The 18,667-nt window shown below is 42.7% G+C and carries 13 protein-coding genes; 4 read left to right on the top strand and 9 right to left on the bottom strand.

The window, feature by feature from the left end; all coding sequences use genetic code 11:
* Nucleotides 1-137 precede the first annotated feature (137 nt).
* Genes addA through AC6UDF_RS06575 form a run of 3 tightly spaced genes read right to left on the bottom strand, consistent with a single transcriptional unit; the run spans nt 138 to nt 8,009 of the window.
* Entirely contained in the window at nt 138-3,863 is a 3,726-nt protein-coding gene (gene addA, locus AC6UDF_RS06585; RefSeq protein WP_500724133.1) for a helicase-exonuclease AddAB subunit AddA, read from the bottom strand.
* On the bottom strand, nt 3,850-7,434 hold the full coding sequence (locus AC6UDF_RS06580) for a PD-(D/E)XK nuclease family protein (protein WP_500724131.1): 3,585 nt from the start codon (nt 7,432-7,434) through the stop codon (nt 3,850-3,852). Before AC6UDF_RS06580 ends, addA begins: the two co-directional genes overlap by 14 nt.
* Nucleotides 7,434-8,009 (bottom strand): NAD(P)H-binding protein, encoded by a 576-nt coding sequence (locus tag AC6UDF_RS06575; protein ID WP_500701521.1) that lies wholly within the window; start codon nt 8,007-8,009, stop codon nt 7,434-7,436. The genes AC6UDF_RS06580 and AC6UDF_RS06575 overlap by 1 nt, the downstream gene beginning before the upstream one ends.
* 174 nt (nt 8,010-8,183) lie before the next feature.
* Here AC6UDF_RS06575 and AC6UDF_RS06570 point away from each other — a divergent pair, with 174 nt between their 5' ends.
* Nucleotides 8,184-9,497: an NCS2 family permease gene (locus AC6UDF_RS06570; protein ID WP_500724129.1), complete on the top strand. Its 1,314-nt coding sequence runs from the start codon at nt 8,184-8,186 to the stop codon at nt 9,495-9,497.
* A gap of 60 nt (nt 9,498-9,557) precedes the next feature.
* Here the strand turns inward: AC6UDF_RS06570 and AC6UDF_RS06565 are convergent, their stop codons facing one another.
* Complete coding sequence (locus AC6UDF_RS06565; protein WP_500694258.1) at nt 9,558-9,710, bottom strand: helix-turn-helix domain-containing protein; 153 nt, start codon at nt 9,708-9,710, stop codon at nt 9,558-9,560.
* Between the two features lie 344 nt (nt 9,711-10,054).
* On the opposite strand from AC6UDF_RS06565, the gene AC6UDF_RS06560 reads away from it, so the two are divergent.
* The gene (locus AC6UDF_RS06560) at nt 10,055-11,479 is read left to right on the top strand and encodes an NAD-dependent succinate-semialdehyde dehydrogenase (RefSeq protein ID WP_500724127.1); all 1,425 of its coding nucleotides are present in this window, start codon (nt 10,055-10,057) and stop codon (nt 11,477-11,479) included.
* A gap of 96 nt (nt 11,480-11,575) precedes the next feature.
* Here the strand turns inward: AC6UDF_RS06560 and cls are convergent, their stop codons facing one another.
* On the bottom strand, nt 11,576-13,048 hold the full coding sequence (cls, locus tag AC6UDF_RS06555) for a cardiolipin synthase (protein ID WP_500724125.1): 1,473 nt from the start codon (nt 13,046-13,048) through the stop codon (nt 11,576-11,578).
* 119 nt (nt 13,049-13,167) lie between these two features.
* Here cls and AC6UDF_RS06550 point away from each other — a divergent pair, with 119 nt between their 5' ends.
* On the top strand, nt 13,168-13,326 hold the full coding sequence (locus AC6UDF_RS06550; RefSeq protein WP_500720645.1) for a hypothetical protein: 159 nt from the start codon (nt 13,168-13,170) through the stop codon (nt 13,324-13,326).
* A gap of 62 nt (nt 13,327-13,388) precedes the next feature.
* Here AC6UDF_RS06550 and AC6UDF_RS06545 read toward each other — a convergent pair whose 3' ends face one another.
* From AC6UDF_RS06545 to lepB, 4 genes are all read right to left on the bottom strand, one after another.
* The gene (locus AC6UDF_RS06545; RefSeq protein ID WP_500724123.1) at nt 13,389-13,580 is read right to left on the bottom strand and encodes a hypothetical protein; all 192 of its coding nucleotides are present in this window, start codon (nt 13,578-13,580) and stop codon (nt 13,389-13,391) included.
* A gap of 440 nt (nt 13,581-14,020) precedes the next feature.
* Nucleotides 14,021-15,346 carry a C1 family peptidase gene (locus AC6UDF_RS06540; RefSeq protein WP_500724121.1) on the bottom strand — a complete coding sequence of 442 codons (1,326 nt, stop codon included), beginning with the start codon at nt 15,344-15,346 and terminating at the stop codon, nt 14,021-14,023.
* A 76-nt stretch (nt 15,347-15,422) separates the two neighbouring features.
* A complete protein-coding gene (locus AC6UDF_RS06535) occupies nt 15,423-16,517 on the bottom strand; it encodes a hypothetical protein (protein WP_500724119.1) in 1,095 nt (364 codons plus the stop codon).
* A 63-nt stretch (nt 16,518-16,580) separates the two neighbouring features.
* Nucleotides 16,581-17,183, bottom strand: a complete 603-nt coding sequence (lepB, locus tag AC6UDF_RS06530; protein WP_500724117.1) for a signal peptidase I — start codon at nt 17,181-17,183, stop codon at nt 16,581-16,583.
* 161 nt (nt 17,184-17,344) lie between these two features.
* On the opposite strand from lepB, the gene AC6UDF_RS06525 reads away from it, so the two are divergent.
* Nucleotides 17,345-18,532 carry a multidrug effflux MFS transporter gene (locus tag AC6UDF_RS06525; RefSeq protein WP_500724115.1) on the top strand — a complete coding sequence of 396 codons (1,188 nt, stop codon included), beginning with the start codon at nt 17,345-17,347 and terminating at the stop codon, nt 18,530-18,532.
* Nucleotides 18,533-18,667 lie beyond the last annotated feature (135 nt).

Below are 18,667 nucleotides of genomic sequence, written 5' to 3'. Positions count from 1 at the left end.
TTACATTAGGCAAATCATTAAGTTACCACAAATTCTATCATTCGTTTTTCTTTGAATCAATTAAGTTGGTTAGCTAATATTGTTCGTTTTCTATGAAAATAAAAACGCCAATCATTTTTGACTGACGTTCTTATTATTTACTTCTTAGCTCTAACCCGCTGCAAAGTATTATTTGATAGCAGGTATAAATATTCGTCTTTAACTGGTTTGCCCAAGATATCCGATAAAGCAATCCCATAGATATTTACCTGACCACGATACTGGTCAATGATCTTCTTGACACTTTCATCCGGCTTCTTCGGATTAACGAAATCGGTCTTGTAATCAAACAGAACGGGTCCCTCGTCTAAATCAAGATAACCATCAATAATTCCGTGGACCAACAACTTTTGTTTTGAATCGTTTTCAAATTCAGAGAAGATTTGGTCGGCCGAAACCAGCAGTGAAAACGGAACTTCCCGATGAAGTTGATCGGGATGAGCCTTAATCAATTTACCAAGGTCACTTTGATAAAACTCGACAACCGAGTCAACGTTGACCTTCTTAGCCACTTCTGGCGTAATTAACTTATCATTAACCAACTGCGCTAATAATTCTGAAATCGTCTCGTGATTAACCGGTTCTTTGACGTTAATCTTCTGCAAAATCAGATGAGTTGCCGTTCCAATCTCCATCGAGTTGGGTTGTCCGACCGATTGCATGAACTGCGGCTGTATAAACGTTGAGTTATTGTATCGCGTTCGTCTTAAAATCATATTGCGACTTTCGGCAACACTTCCCAGCTGAATGTTGTCCGGATCATCAAACAATCGTTTGATTTCCGAAACGGACTGATAGGCCGTGGTGGTAGTGGCTGCTTTGTATGGATATTTGAACCCCATAATCTGCTTAATTTGTGATTGATCAATTTGATCAGCTGGAAATTCCTGTTCCTCTGTGGCCGACTTTGTTTCGGTCGTCACAGGTTGCTGCAAATCCTTCGCCGTCACAAATTCGACCTTAAAGTTCGTCGGATCCTTCACCAAAACGGGAGTGGCATCAACTTTTCCGCGGTCCTGATAGTAGTTCGGATGACGAGCAAGTGCGGCCCCAATCCAGTCCATAAAGTTATTCGCACTACTTCTCGTGGACTGATTTAAGACCAGGTCTGAACTCTGATAGGCGCGCTCCCACTTCTTGGTCTCATCTTCGACCGACTTCTTGTTCTTAACAATCCCAGTAATGTAGAGTTGCTGTTCAGCCCGTGTCAGTGCAACGTACAACTGCCGCATCTCTTCGGCTAGCATACTGTTGTATTCTAAATCGTTAATGGCCACGTACTGCAAACTGGGCAACAGTTCATGCTTTTTTTGGTCTAAGTATTTAACCCCAATTCCCAATTTATTATTGAAAATGTAGTTTCCCCGGCTGTCAGAGTTATTGAACCGTTTGGTGGCGTCCATCAAAAAGACCACCGGAAATTCCAGTCCTTTACTACCGTGAATCGTCATGACGTGGACCGAGTCGGTCTCAATTTCTGCAGGGGCCTCCGCTAAATCGTCGTCCTTGTCCTGCAGTCGTTTGACAAACTGCACGAAGGCAAACAAGCCCTTAAAACTACTCTTTTCGTATTCAGCGGCCCGTTCGTACAAAGCGTGCAGGTTAGCCTGGCGCTTCTTTCCAGCTGGCATCCCACCAACGTAGTCCAAGAAACCCGTCACACTGTAAATGTGCCAGATCAAGTCCGAAAGCTCATGCTTTGTCGCAAAGTCCTTAAAATCATTCAGTTGGTCCAAGAACAACTGCACTTTTTTGGAAACCAAGTTCCCGAATTCGGTTGGTTCCTGTGTCGGATAGTTGTGGTAGAAATCAAGAAGCGACGTGAAATAGTCACCAGTCTTATGGTTAATTCGCAGATAAGCCATCTCATTTTCATCCATTCCCACGATTGGCGAACGCAGGACAGCCGCGAGCGGAATATCTTGATAAGGATTATCAATAATCTGTAAGAGTGACATCATAATCTGAACTTCAGTGGTTTTAAAGTAGCTCTCGCCACCATCAATTGAAAGTGGGATCTGTTTTTGGGCAAATTCCTTGGAAATATCTAAATTGTTCTTACGGGTTGGTTCCAAGATGGCAATATCACCGTAACGAATGTCACGCATCTCGTGCGTGGCCTTGTCGTAGATCTGTATCTTCTTTTTCATTAAGTCCTGGATTTGATCGGCGACCATTTTAACCTGACCTTCAGAACTACTGTCTGGTTCAAGGGTCAGATCGTCGTCATCATGGTCTGAATCATCAACGTACATCATGATATTGGCGTTTGATTGAACGTCGTCACCGTAGTAAGTGGCCCCGTACTTCAACTTGGCGTTGCCGGTATAGTTCATTTCACCAAGACCCCGATCCATGATTTGAGAAAAGACTAAGTTGGTAAAGTCATCGACGTTTTTGGCCGAACGGAAATTATCGGCCAAAACGACCGCCGTATCCGGATTATCGGATTCTTGATAATCGTCTAGTTTTTCCAGAAACATCCCGGGATCGGCCAACCGGAAACGATAAATCGACTGCTTGACGTCTCCTACCATAAACATGTTCTCATGTTTCGGATTCTTCATGGCGTTTAAAATGGCGTCTTGAAGACGATTATTATCCTGATACTCATCAACCATGATTTCATTAAAGTAGTTCTGAAACTGATGTTGAATTTCAGGATTGTCCTTGCCCTTTCCCGTCAAAATGTTTAACGCAAAGTGTTCAATATCAATAAATTCGTAGGCGTGCTTTTGTTTTTTGACCTCAGCATAGCGCGTCGAAAACGTCTTAACGACGTCCACTAACTTGTTAACGATGGTTTCAGAATGATGAATCACATCCAGATTTTTTGCCTGTTTGGCAAAAAAGTATCGATTGGTAAGATTCTTTTTGATCGTATCATCAGCATTTTTACGCAGTTCCATGGCTCGTTTCTTGAATTCTTTTTGGGAATCATCCACCTTTTTCCGAGACATGGTTCCCAGTTTAAAATCATGAAATACATCATAGAGGGCATCCCAGTCCGCTGTTTTCAACCGATCGTAAATCTGATTCAACTTTTTAATGTCAGCTTCAACCAAATCGGCCCGATCAGACATGGCACCGTTTAAAAATTCCTGACGGGACTGTTCAAGTAAGCTAATGGCCTGCTTCATTTTGTTTTGAAGTTCTGGGAGGAGGTATTTCTGGTAAAACGCACTCCGAGTGATACTACCGTCCATTTGATACAAGTCTGAAAGCTTATCTAACCACTCCACTGGATCTCGATCAACGTTTGCGAAATCATAAAGTCCCAGAACCACGTCGGTTAAACCGTCGTCACCTCGATCACTAGAAAAATTGCGGGTCAATCTGGCAAATGACCCATCCTCATCGTCTCCGTACAGGTCTTCACGCACGTCTTCCCAGACGGAATCCCGGAGCATCTCCAGCTCCGTTCGGTCGGCCAAAATCCGAAAGTTGGGATCTAGGTCAATAGCGTAGTAGTACTTCTGGACCAACCACTGGCAAAAAGCATCCATCGTTGAAATGTGGGCCACTGACAACTTCCGAATTTGTTTGACTAAGTTTCGTTTTTGCGCATTGTCACTGGTCTGATTAATTTGATCTTGGAGACCCTTTTTAATGCGATCCTGCATCTCCTTAGCGGCGGCCTTCGTGAACGTCACAATCAACAGATGGTCAACGTCAACGCCGTGTTCGACCTTATTTAGGACTCGTTGAACCAACACCCGGGTCTTTCCCGAGCCAGCTGAGGCCGACACTAACGCATTTCCCTGAAACTTTTCCGTAATGGCCTTTTCTTGTTCGGGGGTAAAATTCATACTATTGTTCGCCATTATCACGTGCCTCCTTTCTTAAGAAGTCAATCACGTCCTTGTTGTTCCCCATGTCTTTCACAATTCGATAGTTATTTTCAGTTAATAATGGGTCAAACTGCATCACCGGTTTATAGGGAGAATAAATAATCTTGGATTGGTCTTTATACTGAGACGGTTCCAATTTAATGTTTCCGGCAAAAATCTGCTTACCGGCATTCTTAATCCGATCTTCAGTCCGTTTCAGTAGAAGGTCCAAGTCACGTGGTTCAACAATGCTGGTCTTGACCGCATTACTGTATAAATCACCCTTACTGGTAAACTGATATGGATAAATATTACCGGCATCGTCAACGTTATTGACCATGTCTTTTAACATACCGTCGTTATTAACCAAGAGGCCCGTGTACTTATGAGCCTTCATCAATGCAGCTTCCAGCTGCTTCGGATCATCAAAATTCTTGACGTCCTGCGGCTTCAAAATCGGGTCAAAGATGTGCATGTAAAGCGCTCCCGCTAACTTCACCTTGTCAGTAGTAGACAGCTTGTCCTGATTTTGTAGCACCGCATCAAGGTAAGTCATCATCTGCATCCGCGTTCCGTCATAGGCTTCCGATAAATCAATCTTCTTTTCACCGGATTTATAGTCGACCACCCCGAGATACTCAGTCCCATCAATGAACATCTGGTCAATCCGGTCAATTCGGCCCCGCACGTTCACCGAGTGTTGACTGCCTAAATCAAAGTTCAGACCGTCAATGCCATTCGGTTTTCCGGGTTCACCAAAGATGACCTCGGTGTTTTTCGGCCGCATCTTGGTGTAGTGGGACTGGTCTCTAAGCGCCGTCGCCATCTGGATCACGGTTTGAACTAACTGCCTAGCAATGTACTCCATCCGGTTAGAACTCTTCAGGATTTCGTACTGCAGGTTCGGGTCGTTTTCAATAATGGTATCAGTGATTTCAGTTACCATGTTTTTAATCTGTTCGTTGGTTAATTTAGTAATGTCAATGTGTTCGGCATTAATCTTCTTGACCAGCTCATCAAGGGACTCATGGTAGAACGTTCCCGTACTGCTGGGATCAAGGTTAAACTCGTCTCGTTCTCTTAGTCGCAGTCCATACTTCAAAAAGTATTCGTACGGATCATAGTAGAATTCTTCTAGCTTAGAAATGGAGGTATTAATCGTTTTCCCGTACAGCCCCGTCACAATTTGTGGCTTCAAAGAAGCTGGCACGTTCTCATACGTCAGACTGCCAAGTAACTTCTGCGTGATGGTCCGCATCGTTGGGTCATTTTCAAGGTTCGCTTTAATCTGATTCCAAGCCGGACTCAATTTTTTACCACTAACCTTCGCATCGAGTGCGGCCTTGACCAAAAACTTCAGGGTGGCACGCTTGGAACCAATGAACTGCCGAACATCATTAGAATCCGATGCTGGCGTCCCACTTACATGTTGCTCTTTTAGGTTAAAGTGATCCCTAATTCTGGCAACGTACGGTGAGATGGACTGAGTCACGTCTTCCTTTCCGCCACCCAAATTGTACGAAAAGACCAATTTATTAGACGGGGTCATGAAAGCTAAATAATTTAAGTAGGGTTCGTTGACCATCTGGGTCTCACTGTCGTCATTTAAATACTGATCATCAGTAAAATGATCGTTCATCTGGTCACGATCAGCGTCGTTAAAAAGACTATCGTTTTCAATGGTGGCCGGCATACTATTGTCGTCAGCCCCCATCACAAAGGTCACTTTTTTATCGTTCAACTGGACTAGTCCAGTTTCAGAAATCGTGACCTGATCCAAAGTAGAAGGAATCTGGGAGTATGACGCTCCTTCAAAACCAGCCTTTAAGAGGTCCAAGAAGGTGTCCATCTCAAAGGGATGATCACCCAAAAAAGTCACAAAGTCGTCCAGTAAACCACACAGCGTGTTCCAAACTTGTTCAGACTGACCAGCTTCCTGTAAGTCACCACGTTCAGTGGCATGATCCTGCCAGTGTTTTAGTTCATTAATCACACCATTCTCGTCCAAAAATTGGTACAGCAGGTTGGCAGCATCTTTCCCCGTCTTGGCTTGCGCCATTTTCTTATAAAATGGTGGTAACGTTTCTTTTACAAAGTGGCGAATGACGTTGATGTCAGTGGAGATTTCCTTATTTCGATTTGACACAATCCCCGTATCATTATCAGAAACAGTGGCGTACTCCCAGTCTTCGTCCTGAGTCCAGCGTTTTCCTTCGTAGCCATTCTTTAGGACTAAATTTTCACACAACGAAAGACAGCGGCGGTAACGGTCAAGGTTCATTGGCTTTCCGTCTGGATCTTTTGGCAGTAACAATTCTGACTTTAGTAATCGCATCACATCGTCGTAGCGGTAATTCCGTTTCCGATCGGTACGATAGATGGAAAGCAACGCGTCAATTAGTTCCACTAGGGGATGATTATCCATGTGTTTCTGAATGTCCACGAAATACGGAATTTGTTGCATCTGAAAAATGGGATCAATGACGTTTTGATACTTGTCCAAATGTCTGGTAACCACCATGAAATCGGAGTAACGAAAGCGTCCCGTGGCAACCATCTGACGAATCATGGTCGCAATGTTCATCAACTCGTCATAATTGGAATCAGCCCGAAAAAGTTCGAGGTCCGAGTTGCCATTCGTGTTCGGCAAAATTGGGGAGCCCACTTGACTACTTGAAATCCAGTAGTCCTCTAGTTCCTTAATGCCGTCATTACAACGACAGTCGCCCGCGTACTGATCAGTCATGATTTTGACCCCGCTTGCCTTAGCGTACTGGTACAGCTGGTTGTACAGTCTTCCCGAACGCAAAAAGAAGGCCGAGTTATCGGGCATTTCATTTGGATACGAACGGTCCAAGTTGAGGTCAATCGTGATGTCTTTGGCCTTATCAATCAACGTTTTGACGATGTCTAGTTCCGAAGCGGAAAACTGGGAGAAACCACTGATGTAAAAATGCATCTGGGACAGGTCGGTGTTCAGTAGGTACTGGTTTAACATTGTCAAAGTCTGTGAGCTATAGACGTATTTTCCGTCCGTTTTTTTCAAGAATTCGCGATAAATCACGCTAATGTCTTTCAGTTTTCCCTGTAATTCGGGATTAATCGTTCCAGGATCAAGATCAGCAATCTTATCCAGCGTATCGGGGTCAATCTTGCCCTGCTGCAGTTCGTTAATCTGATCAGCCACCTGCGAAATAAAACCTGGTTGGGCTCCTTCACCCTTAAATACGGATAATTGTTCCTGTTGATTTTCAATAATCTGAAAAATAATCATGTTGATAGCATCTTTTGAAAGCCGAGGTAGTTGGTACTCCTTACTGTTGCCGAGAAAATACCACATCAATCGTGAAAAGGAAAAGACCTGGACCCGTGTCTCAGCAAACGTGCTCTGCTGCTTATGATTCAATTGTTTCAGCGTCCCTAGTTCGGACTCAAACTTGATGTGATTCGGTACCAAATAAAAATAAGCATCATTTGGATGTTGCTGCATGGACTGATCAAGATCGCCGACCACTTTTTTAAAATGATCGTTACTGGCTTTGCCTAAAACAAATTGTAGTGCCATTATGCTTTCCTTTCTGAACGCTCCTCAATGAGTGCTTGTGACTGATTGATAAATTTCTCGTTCACGATTGCGTCAATTACAAAATGTGCAACCGTTTCATGGGAAACGTCTCCAACTGGAACGGACTTTCCTTCTTCAATCGTATGACCATCGTTGTGTTTGGTATTAACTACGTTAACCAAGCGAAAAACAGTGTAGGGGATTTCCGATTCATCAATTACTTTTATGGCGTACTGTTGCTGCTTTAAAAATTCGGAAACATCGTCAACCCCGGGATAATCCAACTTTCCGTCAACTTCTTTGTCAATGCCTGCTACCGAAAGAAAAATAACTCGTTCTAGTTGAAGGCGGTGCGAATAAATCACGGAAAACAACGCTTCCATGTCCAAATCGACGTCCATCGGTCCCAGAAAAGAAACCACGATATCAACATCCTTTAAGTGTCCCTGATACGTCCGTTCCTTAGTAAAATCGCCCGCGGTAATCTCAAAAACCTGAAATTTATTACTTCTATTAAAATAGTTAAAGACCATTTGTTCGGCCGGAGTATTTCCTAATAATAAAATCTTCTTCATCTCTAAAACTCCATTCATACTCTAATTCTAACAAACATGTCAACGGACGTTAATGCACGATTTTTGCCTTGTAATTAGTATCGTTCGTGATTTGACACATTTTAACTTTGTGTTATCCTATTATCGTAATTCGTTTTTGAAAAACCGAATATTAATTTGATAGGAGTTGTGGAAATGGCTAATCGAATTGCCTCGCTTTTTCACTTTCAGGAATTAGGAACTAACTTCACCCGTGAAACGGTTGCGGGAGTTACGACCTTTGTTTCCATGGTGTACATTTTATTCGTAAACCCGAACGTTTTGGGTGCCGCAGGAATGGATAAAGGTGCCGTCTTTACGGCAACGGCCCTCGCCTCTGCCTTTGGCTGTTTCCTAATGGGAATCATCGCAAACTATCCGTTTGCATTATCCGCCAGTCTGGGGCTCAACGCCTTCTTTGCGTACTCCGTATGTATTGGGATGAAGATTCCATGGCAGACCGCACTAGCCGGCGTGTTTGTTGCCTCCATTCTTTTCGTCATCTTGACCTTGCTCAAGTTGCGAGAAAAAATCATCGATTCAATTCCATCTGACTTAAAATCGGCCATTGCGGGTGGGATTGGCCTGTTCATTGCCTTTCTAGGATTGAACAATGGTGGGCTTGTGGTTGCCAATAAGTCAACGTTAGTTGGACTTGGTTCGTTCAGTAACCCACTCACTTTACTGACGGTTGCCGGCTTAGTCATCACCTTGTTCTTGATGGCCGCTAACGTTCCAGCCTCAATCTTCATTGGGATGGTTGCTTCAGCCGTAATTGGAGTCCTTTTCGGATTAATCAAAATGCCTACCGGAATCGTCTCAGCAGTTCCAAGCATTAAATCCACTTTCCTAGTAGGATTATTCAACGTTGACAAGATCAACACGCCCCAGTTAATTGTCGTCGTGTTGACGTTCCTTTTGGTAACCTTCTTTGATACCGCCGGAACGTTAGTTGGATTAGCCGAACAGGCTGGTTACATGAAAAACAATAAAATTCCACGAATCGGCCGTGCTTTAGGTGCCGACTCGGTTACCATGCTTGTTGGTTCACTTCTTGGAACTTCGCCAATGGGTGCCTACGTCGAATCTTCAGCTGGCATCGCAGTTGGTGGTCGTTCTGGTTTTACCGTCATTGTGACCGGAATTCTATTCTTGTTAGCGATGTTCTTCTCACCACTTTTGACCGTCATTACCAGTCAAGTCACTGCTCCAGCACTAATTATCGTTGGAATCTTGATGGCCAAGTCACTTGGTAACATTCATTGGAACAAGTTTGAAGTGGCAGCCCCAGCCTTTCTGATCGCAATTGGAATGCCACTAACGTACAGTATCTCTGACGGAATTGCACTTGGTTTCATCGCCTACCCAATTACCATGATTGCCGCTAAACGTGGTAAAGAAGTCGGTTGGATGATGTACTCGTTAGCAATTATCTTCCTAGTCTTCTTGTGGATACTAAACATTAAATAACAAAAAGTCCCAAAATGAATTTGAAAGTTCATTTTGGGGCTTTTTTAAGAAATGGTAATACTAAGTTTTTTTACCTAACGCCGTCGCAATTTTTGAAAGCGTCTTTACACTAACGTTATCACCCTTCTCAACGCGGTTAACAGTTGACTGAGGAATTCTAGCCTTTTTAGCAAGTTCTCTTTGAGAATATCCCGCATCTTTTCGTGCTTTCATAACTGAAACAGCACCTTCTAATTGCCTTCTTCTTTTTGAACCCCACTCTTAAAGCCGGGTTCTTTTTTATCTCTATCTAAGACATACTTTTCTAACTTATTCATTATATTCTCCCCTTATCAAGGATATATTTATTTTTTGTTCTTTTCCCACTTGCAAGATTTTTGTATCTTTTTCGTAAATATATAGGTAAATAATTTTTTCAAAACAATTAAGCCAATTTCATTGTAACCGCTTCCGAATGGATTATACTCAAGGTGAGATCCGAGTTAGCTAACTGATTCTCATAGTTATTTGGTCACTAAAGTTTAATTCAAGTTTATTTATAATAAGGGAGAGTTATTATGGCATATGAGACTGTAAATCCATTTAACAACGAAACAATTAAGACTTATCCAAACGCTACCGACGCAGAATTAGAGCAAGTCCTAAAAACTGACGAAGCGCTTTATCAAAGTACTAAAAAACAAGACATTAAAAAACGAGCTAAAATCCTTCACAACGTTGCCAAGGCTTTGCGTGACAACAAGGACGATCTAGCTAAGACCGCTACCATTGAAATGGGCAAGTTGTTCCGCGAATCTCAAGGTGAAGTTGAACTTTGTGCCATCATTGCTGATTGGTTCGCCGACCACAGCGAAGAATTGCTTCAACCAAAGGCCATCTCTTCAATTGTAACTGGTGAGGCTGAAGTTCACTACCACGCCCTCGGGACGTTAGTCATGGTTGAGCCATGGAACTTCCCTTACTACCAAATTATGCGAGTCTTCGCTCCCAACTTTATGGTCGGAAACCCAATGATTTTAAAGGATGCTTCAAACATCCCAGACTCAGCTCAATCATTTGCGGACGTCATCAGAAAGGCTGGGGCACCAAAGGGCGCTTTAACCAATATGTTCCTATCATACGACCAGGTCACAAAAGCCATCGAAGACAAACGGGTTCAAGGAGTAGCACTAACTGGCTCCGAACGAGGTGGATCTTCAGTCGCTGAGGCCGCTGGTAAGAACCTCAAGAAAAACTCAATGGAACTGGGTGGAATGGATCCATTCCTGATTTTAGATGACGCTGATTTAGACAAAGCGGAAGACATTGCTTGGCGGGTTCGTCTCTATAACGACGGTCAGGTCTGCTGTTCTGACAAACGTTTTATCGTCATGGACAACGTTTATGACAAGTTTGTTGAGAAATTAAAGGAAGACTTCAGTAAGGTTAAAATGGGCGATCCAATGGACCCATCCACAACGCTTGCTCCAATGAATTCAAAAAAGGCTAAGGACAAACTTCAATCCCAAGTTGATGCCACCATTAAAGCCGGCGCTAAGGTAGTCTATGGCAATGAACCAGTTGATCTCCCAGGCCAATTCTTCATGCCAACCATTCTTACCGACATCGACAAGTCTAACCCTGGTTACACCACTGAATTCTTTGGTCCAGTTGCTTCGGTCTACAAGGCCCACAGTGAACAAGAAGCCATTGATTTAGCCAACGACAACCCTTATGGACTAGGTGGAATCGTCTTCTCTGGCGATCCCCAACACGGCGCCAAGGTTGCCGACCAGATTGAAACCGGGATGGTCTTTGTTAACAACTTCCTCGCTTCCCTTCCAGCATTACCATTCGGTGGTGTGAAGGGCTCTGGCTACGGAAGAGAAATGAGTGACATTGGTCAAATGGCCTTCGTCAATCAGCAATTGATCGTTACCGCTCAAGAACCAGATATGCATAACCTGGCAGGTGCACTGGTTGCCACTGATCCTGAAAAATAAATCAAACTAAGAATGAACTTAAATAATTCATCCTTTTTAATAAAGAAGAGTCTAGATCGTTTGATCTAGGCTCTTCTTTATTTTTAAATTTGAACGTTAGAGAATTGGGGCTAACAAACGGCTAAAGTGCTGCTTGAAGTTTAACCACCATGATTCCGATTCAAACATCTTTGTTGTTTGAAGGGTACTATTCTTCAAGTCCTCTTCAAAAATTGCTCCCATTTGTTTTCCAAATGCTTCATCATAGGTAAATGAATTAATCTCGAAGTTTAGTTTAAAACTACGATAATCCATGTTAGCGGACCCAACTGAAACAATTTTATCATCAACGACCACCGTTTTAGCGTGCATAAAGCCGTTATTGTAGTAGTAGACTTTGACCCCCAGTTTGGTTAACTGACGTGCATAGTACTGGGTGGCCCGGTATACGAACGGATGATCCGGCATGTCTGGCACGATGATTTGGACGTCAACGCCCGACATGGACGCAATCTTCAAGGCATCTAAGACCGATGGGTCAGGGATTAAATATGGCGTAGTAATCTGGACCTTGTGTTTGGCCATTTCAATCATCTTAATATAGCCAATCTTAATCTGTTCCATACTGGTATCAGGGCCACTGGAAACAATCTGCATCACCGCTTCACCGTCGGTATGAATGACTGGATAGTACTTCTTGATCATTTCGGGGTTGTTGGGATTAATTTGGAGTTTTCCATCAGTGGCGTTCCAATCCAAAATAAACTGGGACTGGAGTCCATAAATGGCGTTTCCGTGAATCCGAATTGAACAGTCCTGCCAATTGCCAAACTTCTTGCTCCAACCCATGTACTGGTCGCCGATGTTAAAGCCACCGACGTAAGCATGCTCACCATCAATCACTAAAATCTTGTGGTGATCTCGAAAGTTAACCCGGAAATCGAAGAAATTAGAATGGGTGTGTAGAAAAGGGTAAGCATGGCCGCCCGCTTCAAACAGCGGTTTAAAGAACTTCTGCGTGGTTCCCATCGAACCCCATGAGTCATAGATGACCCGGACGTCAACGCCCTCTTTGGCCTTCTCAACCAATGCCGCTAAGACCTTTTTACCAATTTTATCAGCATAAAAAGTATAGAATTCAAGGTTAATGGAACTTTTCGCGTTCTTAATGTCAGAAAACATCTGATCCATCAACTTGTCGCCATTAGTGAAAACGTCGATTTTGTTGTTGTCATAGAGTGGCGAGGTATCAGAATTCATAAACATGCGAACCATGTTAGCCGACTCCCACGCAATCTGTTTTGATGGTGTGTCAGCATCCTTCGGTTTTTTAAGCATTGCTTTTTCTTCACTAAGTTCGTGTCTCACGTGTTTTTTCACGCTACCCTTTAACCGAAAGAACTTACTCTTAGGTAGTTTTCTCCCAAAGAAAGCGTAAATAATGAAACCTAGTAATGGTAGAAATACCAGTACTAAAAGCCATGCCCACGTTGCGGCGATGTCTCGGGGTTGCCTGAACACGGTAATAATCGCAAAAATCGCATTACCGATGACGATAATGTGCCAAATTAACATCCAATCAATTGCCATTGTAGATCCTCCTAGGTTTTATACGTCTATAATACATAATTTTAAAAGACTTTGCTTACTTTTTTGCTAACGATGGATTAAAATAATATGTACTTCGCATGAAATAGCAGGTGATGAAAATGAATTCTTACTTTGTCCTCGGACTACATGGTGTGCACAGTTTTTCGATTCTTCATCGATTAGTCAACGCCTTAATTGCCAACCCGCAGGTCGCAACCGTGGTCTTTGCCGCCATAGTAATCGCGATCTTAGTCTATCAATTGTTTTTGAGAAAATAAAAGTGTTTCATAGTTGGCGATTAGTAAACATCGCTCACAACTACGGAACACTTTTTTATGTTTCATTTATATTTATAATGATGATTGATTGTATTTTGAACACGTTGGTTAATGATCAACAAGAACGCTAAATTTGAGAACGCCAATATTAGCATCGGAAAGTAATCGATGGGGAGACTAATTAGTACCAAAGATAACGATCCAAATATCATAAATTCAACGACGTACAATCCAATTTTTAAAAACCACTTCATCTTACTCTCCCACCTATTCTACTGCTTGTTTAATAATTATTGATGCAAATTATACAAGCAATATAAATCAGTGTCTACCGCTTAGTAGCGGTGTTTTGGAATTTTAACCCGCTGTTAAATGGATTGTAATAGTGTATAATGTCACAAACACTTTTTTCATGCCAAAACAACGAATGTAAATTTAAAAAAGAGGTAAATTACTGTGAAACGAACTTACGTTAAAACCAAAAATGGAATATTTACGTGTTTTTACCAATAACATTTTGTGATCAATAACTGTCCTAGCTATGCATCCCAATAACGATTCATTAAAGTATGAAGCCATTGTACTGGCAGCTGTATATCAATGCGATTGCTTTTTTATAATTATATATTATCATACGGAATAAAATAATCCATAAAAAAACACCCTCCACATCAGAAGGATGTTAAATCAATTTTTATTGTAATGAATCCCATGGATCCAACTTGATTGGAGTCTTCTTCAAGACCTCTTTTTGGGTGTGTTTTAGATAACTCTTCTTAACAACCACTTCGTAAACGAAGTCCTGCATCCATTCGTCGGTCATTGCGAAGTAACCATCGTCTCCCACCTTCTTGCCCCAACTGTTTTCAACTTTCCATTTCGTTGGAACGTCGTTGATTAAATCAACACCGGTCAACGTCATGGCGTGGGAAACTTCAGCTTCGTGGTACTTGAGGCGTTCAGCCTTAGTCATGGTCATGTTTACATCAAATAAGGCAGATTGACGGTAGAGTTTGCTGTCTAAGTAACCCTTTTGTCGGTTCATTTGATGCAAAACATCATTTCCAAACCAAACAGTCTCGCCATCTTTAAGTTGCTTAATGGCGGCTTCCTTCAGTTCGTCCATTGGAGCGTTCAAGAACTCAATTGGCATGCCACCCTCAACGTTGTTTTGACTTGGAAGGGAATACATCTCATCCATTTTCTTGTCAGGTGAGTTGGTTAAAACGACATAATCGTTTAGGTCAACGCCGATGTACTTGTCGTAAAATTGTTTGGGAGTCAGACCCTGGTCTAAATGATACTTCTTATCATCATCACGATATTCAAGGTCAAAGGTCTTTGGTGGAACACCAAATGAGTAAGCCGTCATGCGGTAGACCTCTGTCATCATTTTCTGTTTCATTTGATTAATATCATCGTCTGAGGCATCGGAATTAACCAAGTTTCTGAGGACCATCCCGTCATGACGTAACTTTCTGTCCATCACTTCATCATAATCAGTGGTGTCATCAGTCACAGCCGTTTCAGGAAAGGCCTCTTTTGGCATAACGCCGTACTTTTGAACCAGTGCCGCAGCCATGGCCCATTGACCACCATCTTCACCTGGCATACTCAAATAAAAATCAACATCCCGGTCACTAGTGGGACGATCGGCCAGTGCAATCATCCGGTCGTAAAACATGTTAGCCCGTTCAATCTTATCCCAGAAGAACAGGTAGTTTTGGGATAACTCAAAGTCTTTCTTGTTGTACTTGACCGCAAATTTATGTCTCAGGGTGTTTAACAATGAAAATAGCCAGCAGCGGCCACTGTGTTTCTGATTAGAAACCGTTCCCGTATCAATGTCAATTGAAAAGGTGCGGTTTAAGCGGACTGCGGTCTTAGGATCTTCAGAAGCTTTATCAATCCCGTTGGTCATGATGGCCCGTGAGATCACTTCATTTTTTGGTTGCACTTCCAGATCGGCCTGCATTTGATCAACGTCATCTGGTGTAATTGGGTGGTTAAATTCTGTCATTATTTTTGTCCTTTCTTTCGATTAATTAGTTAATTGTAATTCTAAGTCCCAACTAATCGTTTTACAAGCGAAGGGACTAAAAATTAGGATTCGTCATCCGCATCAGCTCGGGTCCCCGGTTGACCAGTAGCATGCCCTTCCCGTCTTCAAATGAGAGTCCCTCAAATTCACGGTGACCGTCAGTAATAATCGTCCGGATGTCGCTGGTCTTGAGGTGGCCTAACTTATTGACCGGAATTCGCATGACCCCACCATTAGAAACGAGGTAAAGGTTATTATTCTGACCGTTATATGCCAGGGACTGGGGTACAATGCCAGGAGCGTGTCGGATTAACTGCGGAATTAGTTTGAACTTAGCTCCCCGTTCGTTAATCTGACCGCGATAAATCTTAACGGCTCCCCTTGGAGCGATGCCGTGATGAGTAATGCTGTAAAAATACGCCCGACCGGTTTTATCAAAGGCGAGGACCATTCCCATTGGAACCTTACCAGGAATGGTCGACTGAACCCGTGTTCTGACTTTTTGTTCTGGCTTTAAGGTGTCCATGTTCAGACGTTGGACAACCGGCTTAAACCCATTCTGTTTGATAAACCACATCTGTTTATTCCTAGGGTTATAGGCCATCGACTGCCCATGCCCCGTGTGAAAGACGGGCCCAACCTTGATGGCGGCCAATTCGGTCTTACTATGACGAAACTTCCCCATGTAGCCTGGCAAGTCAAATCCCAGTTCGTTTAGCTTTTTTAAATCATAGCGCACCACGAACCCGGTGTTGGAGCCACCGTAGAAGGTGTACATAACGTACGCATACTGTCCGTGTAGTACCACACTCTGTGGATTACGCATCAGCCGGTGATTGCGGTCGTTCAAACGCGCGTATCTACTGGTATAAGTAGGTAAAAAGTACTGGGTAACAAAGTCAGAATGACCGTCACCCCGAATCGTATGTAAAGTGTTCGGATAGTTCTCATTTGGTTTATAGGCCGATTCGTATGGATAATAGCCCCGTGAGTAATCCTTGTTGTCAACTACCTGATAGGCATGTGCTTGTTTTGATGATTGGGTCTCATTTTGATTTGATTTCATAAATTCTAAAAGGTAAAAAATGACGACCAATCCAACAAAAAGCAGACACATCACAAATAAAAGCTTCTTCATCAATCCCTTCATATAATCCCCCAAAAATTAATTTAAATAAAAAGCTCATCATAAATATGATGAGCTTTTATTGATTTAATATCCTAATTCATTAATATTATACCGCTTTTGCTTGGTGGTACTCCATGGGAAGGTCTTGACAACCCCAACGACCTTCTTCTTTGGAACAAAGCCCCAGTAACGACTGTCATTTGAGACACTCCGGTGGTCACCTAAAACGAAGTACTCTCCCTTTGGCACTTTGACAGCCCCCTTATTCTTAGGCCAGTTCTTGGATAAACTAGTTAGATTCCAGTCACCAGGCATGCGATTGTAGTAGGTTCCCTGTTGCTGCTGACTCTTACTGATGTAATCTTGGTTAACCTTCTTGTTGTTAACGTAGATACTGCCACCCTTAAATGCAACAGTATCACCAGGAAGTCCAATTACTCGCTTAACGTAGTCGGTGTTCGGGGCAGCGGTTGGATCTTCCCCAGCCGCATTAAACACGACGACACTTCGATGCTTAATCTTCGCCTGTCTGAAGACCATGATCCGTTCTCCATTTTCAAGGTTCGGCTGCATCGACGGTCCATCAACCTTGGCCAGCGTAAATAGATATTGTCTGATTATTAAGGCTAGGATCAGTCCAATCACAATCGGAATCACCCAACTCATGACGCTCTTAAAAAATTTCATTTCAGATTCTCCTCAATCATTATGTATAATTTTATTCTATCACTAATGATTTGTCAGGGATGAACTCCATCCCGAAAATTTCCTTTATATATTTAGTAAGTATACCTTATAATAGCAATTAGTGCGTCATTGATCGCAAATTTTTTACTAGGGATGAAAAAATGGAAACAAAGAAAAGTCATGTCATTTGGTTAGCGGTCTTACTTGGGATCGTGAGCGCAACTGGTCCACTCTCAATGGACCTATACATGCCGGCGCTCCCACAGATGATGGCAACGTTTCACACCAACGCCTCCATGATGCAACTAAGCATCACTGCTTGTCTGATTGGCTTGGCAGTTGGACAAGTCATCATCGGCCCCTTAAGTGACCATTATGGTAGAAAACCACTACTAATCATCGGTTTTGTCTTATTTAGTATCTCATCAGCACTTATCGCGTTCATCCCCAATATCTATGCCTTAATCACTTTAAGACTCATTCAAGGAATCGCCGGGGCAACCGGTCAGGTCATTTCTAGAGCCGTCGCTCGTGACATGTTTTCAGGAAAAATCCTGACCCGTTTCTATTCGTTATTAACCGCTGTTAACGGAATTTTCCCCATCATTGCCCCCATCTTTGGTGGTTTAATCATCAAAATTACCAACTGGCAGGGAATCTTTCTCATCTTAGGGGTGATTGGAATTGTTATCGTTTTTATGTGCCTCTTTGGCATTCCCGAAACTCTGACGCCCGAAAACCGCAGCACCGGTTCCCTTTTTCAATCCGAAGTACAGATGTTTTACCTACTAAAAGATCCCAAGTTTCTCCGCCTGGTGCTCGCAACCGGACTGGTCTACGGGTCGCTATTTAGCTACATTTCTTCCTCTTCCTTTGTCTTTCAGAGTCAGTTTCACATGTCAGTCACCGAATTTAGCTTCTTATACGCCATAAACGGAGTTGCCATTGGGATTGGTAGTGCGTTGCCGGGTCGTTTGGTAATGAAAACCGACTCCATCACCCTATTAAAATGGTTCATTAAGGCCACCATCATCACTAGTTTCATCCTGATTCTCAGTGCCATCTGGTTTAAAAACCTGTTAGTGGTTATTATCCTAGTCTTCATCATTCTCATCTTTATCGGTGCCATGCTGACGTTATCCACGACCGTCGCCATGAACGCTGCCAGTAAGAACGCCGGCAGTGCCTCAGCTCTTGTGGGTCTAACGCAAAACGCCATGGGTGGAATTGTTTCACCACTCGTTGGTATCATGGGTGAAAATACGTATTTACCAATGGGACTCATCATTTTAATTGCCATGATTCTGATTAATTTATTGTTGGTCAGACCCAAAACTGTGAGAAAATAAAGCAAAATCATTAATTTTTTCTGCAGGTTTTCTTCATGTTTTCTGCAGGTTTTCAGCACCCTTAAGTACACAAAGACTATCAAATTAACATTTTTGCCGTATCTTTTCTGCATGTTTTCTGCAGATTTATTCTAT

The organism is Fructilactobacillus sp. X2R6C1 (assembly GCF_059901295.1).
This window is presented reverse-complemented; position numbering and strand designations above follow the sequence as displayed.

Bases quoted from the DNA above. Each gene is read 5' to 3' on its own strand.
- addA (WP_500724133.1), bottom strand. From the start codon at position 3,863: ATGGCGAACAATAGTATGAATTTTACCCCCGAACAAGAAAAGGCCATT.
- AC6UDF_RS06580 (WP_500724131.1), bottom strand. From the start codon at position 7,434: ATGGCACTACAATTTGTTTTAGGCAAAGCCAGTAACGATCATTTTAAA.
- AC6UDF_RS06575 (WP_500701521.1), bottom strand. From the start codon at position 8,009: ATGAAGAAGATTTTATTATTAGGAAATACTCCGGCCGAACAAATGGTC.
- AC6UDF_RS06570 (WP_500724129.1), top strand. From the start codon at position 8,184: ATGGCTAATCGAATTGCCTCGCTTTTTCACTTTCAGGAATTAGGAACT.
- AC6UDF_RS06565 (WP_500694258.1), bottom strand. From the start codon at position 9,710: ATGAAAGCACGAAAAGATGCGGGATATTCTCAAAGAGAACTTGCTAAA.
- AC6UDF_RS06560 (WP_500724127.1), top strand. From the start codon at position 10,055: ATGGCATATGAGACTGTAAATCCATTTAACAACGAAACAATTAAGACT.
- cls (WP_500724125.1), bottom strand. From the start codon at position 13,048: ATGGCAATTGATTGGATGTTAATTTGGCACATTATCGTCATCGGTAAT.
- AC6UDF_RS06550 (WP_500720645.1), top strand. From the start codon at position 13,168: ATGAATTCTTACTTTGTCCTCGGACTACATGGTGTGCACAGTTTTTCG.
- AC6UDF_RS06545 (WP_500724123.1), bottom strand. From the start codon at position 13,580: ATGAAGTGGTTTTTAAAAATTGGATTGTACGTCGTTGAATTTATGATA.
- AC6UDF_RS06540 (WP_500724121.1), bottom strand. From the start codon at position 15,346: ATGACAGAATTTAACCACCCAATTACACCAGATGACGTTGATCAAATG.
- AC6UDF_RS06535 (WP_500724119.1), bottom strand. From the start codon at position 16,517: ATGAAGGGATTGATGAAGAAGCTTTTATTTGTGATGTGTCTGCTTTTT.
- lepB (WP_500724117.1), bottom strand. From the start codon at position 17,183: ATGAAATTTTTTAAGAGCGTCATGAGTTGGGTGATTCCGATTGTGATT.
- AC6UDF_RS06525 (WP_500724115.1), top strand. From the start codon at position 17,345: ATGGAAACAAAGAAAAGTCATGTCATTTGGTTAGCGGTCTTACTTGGG.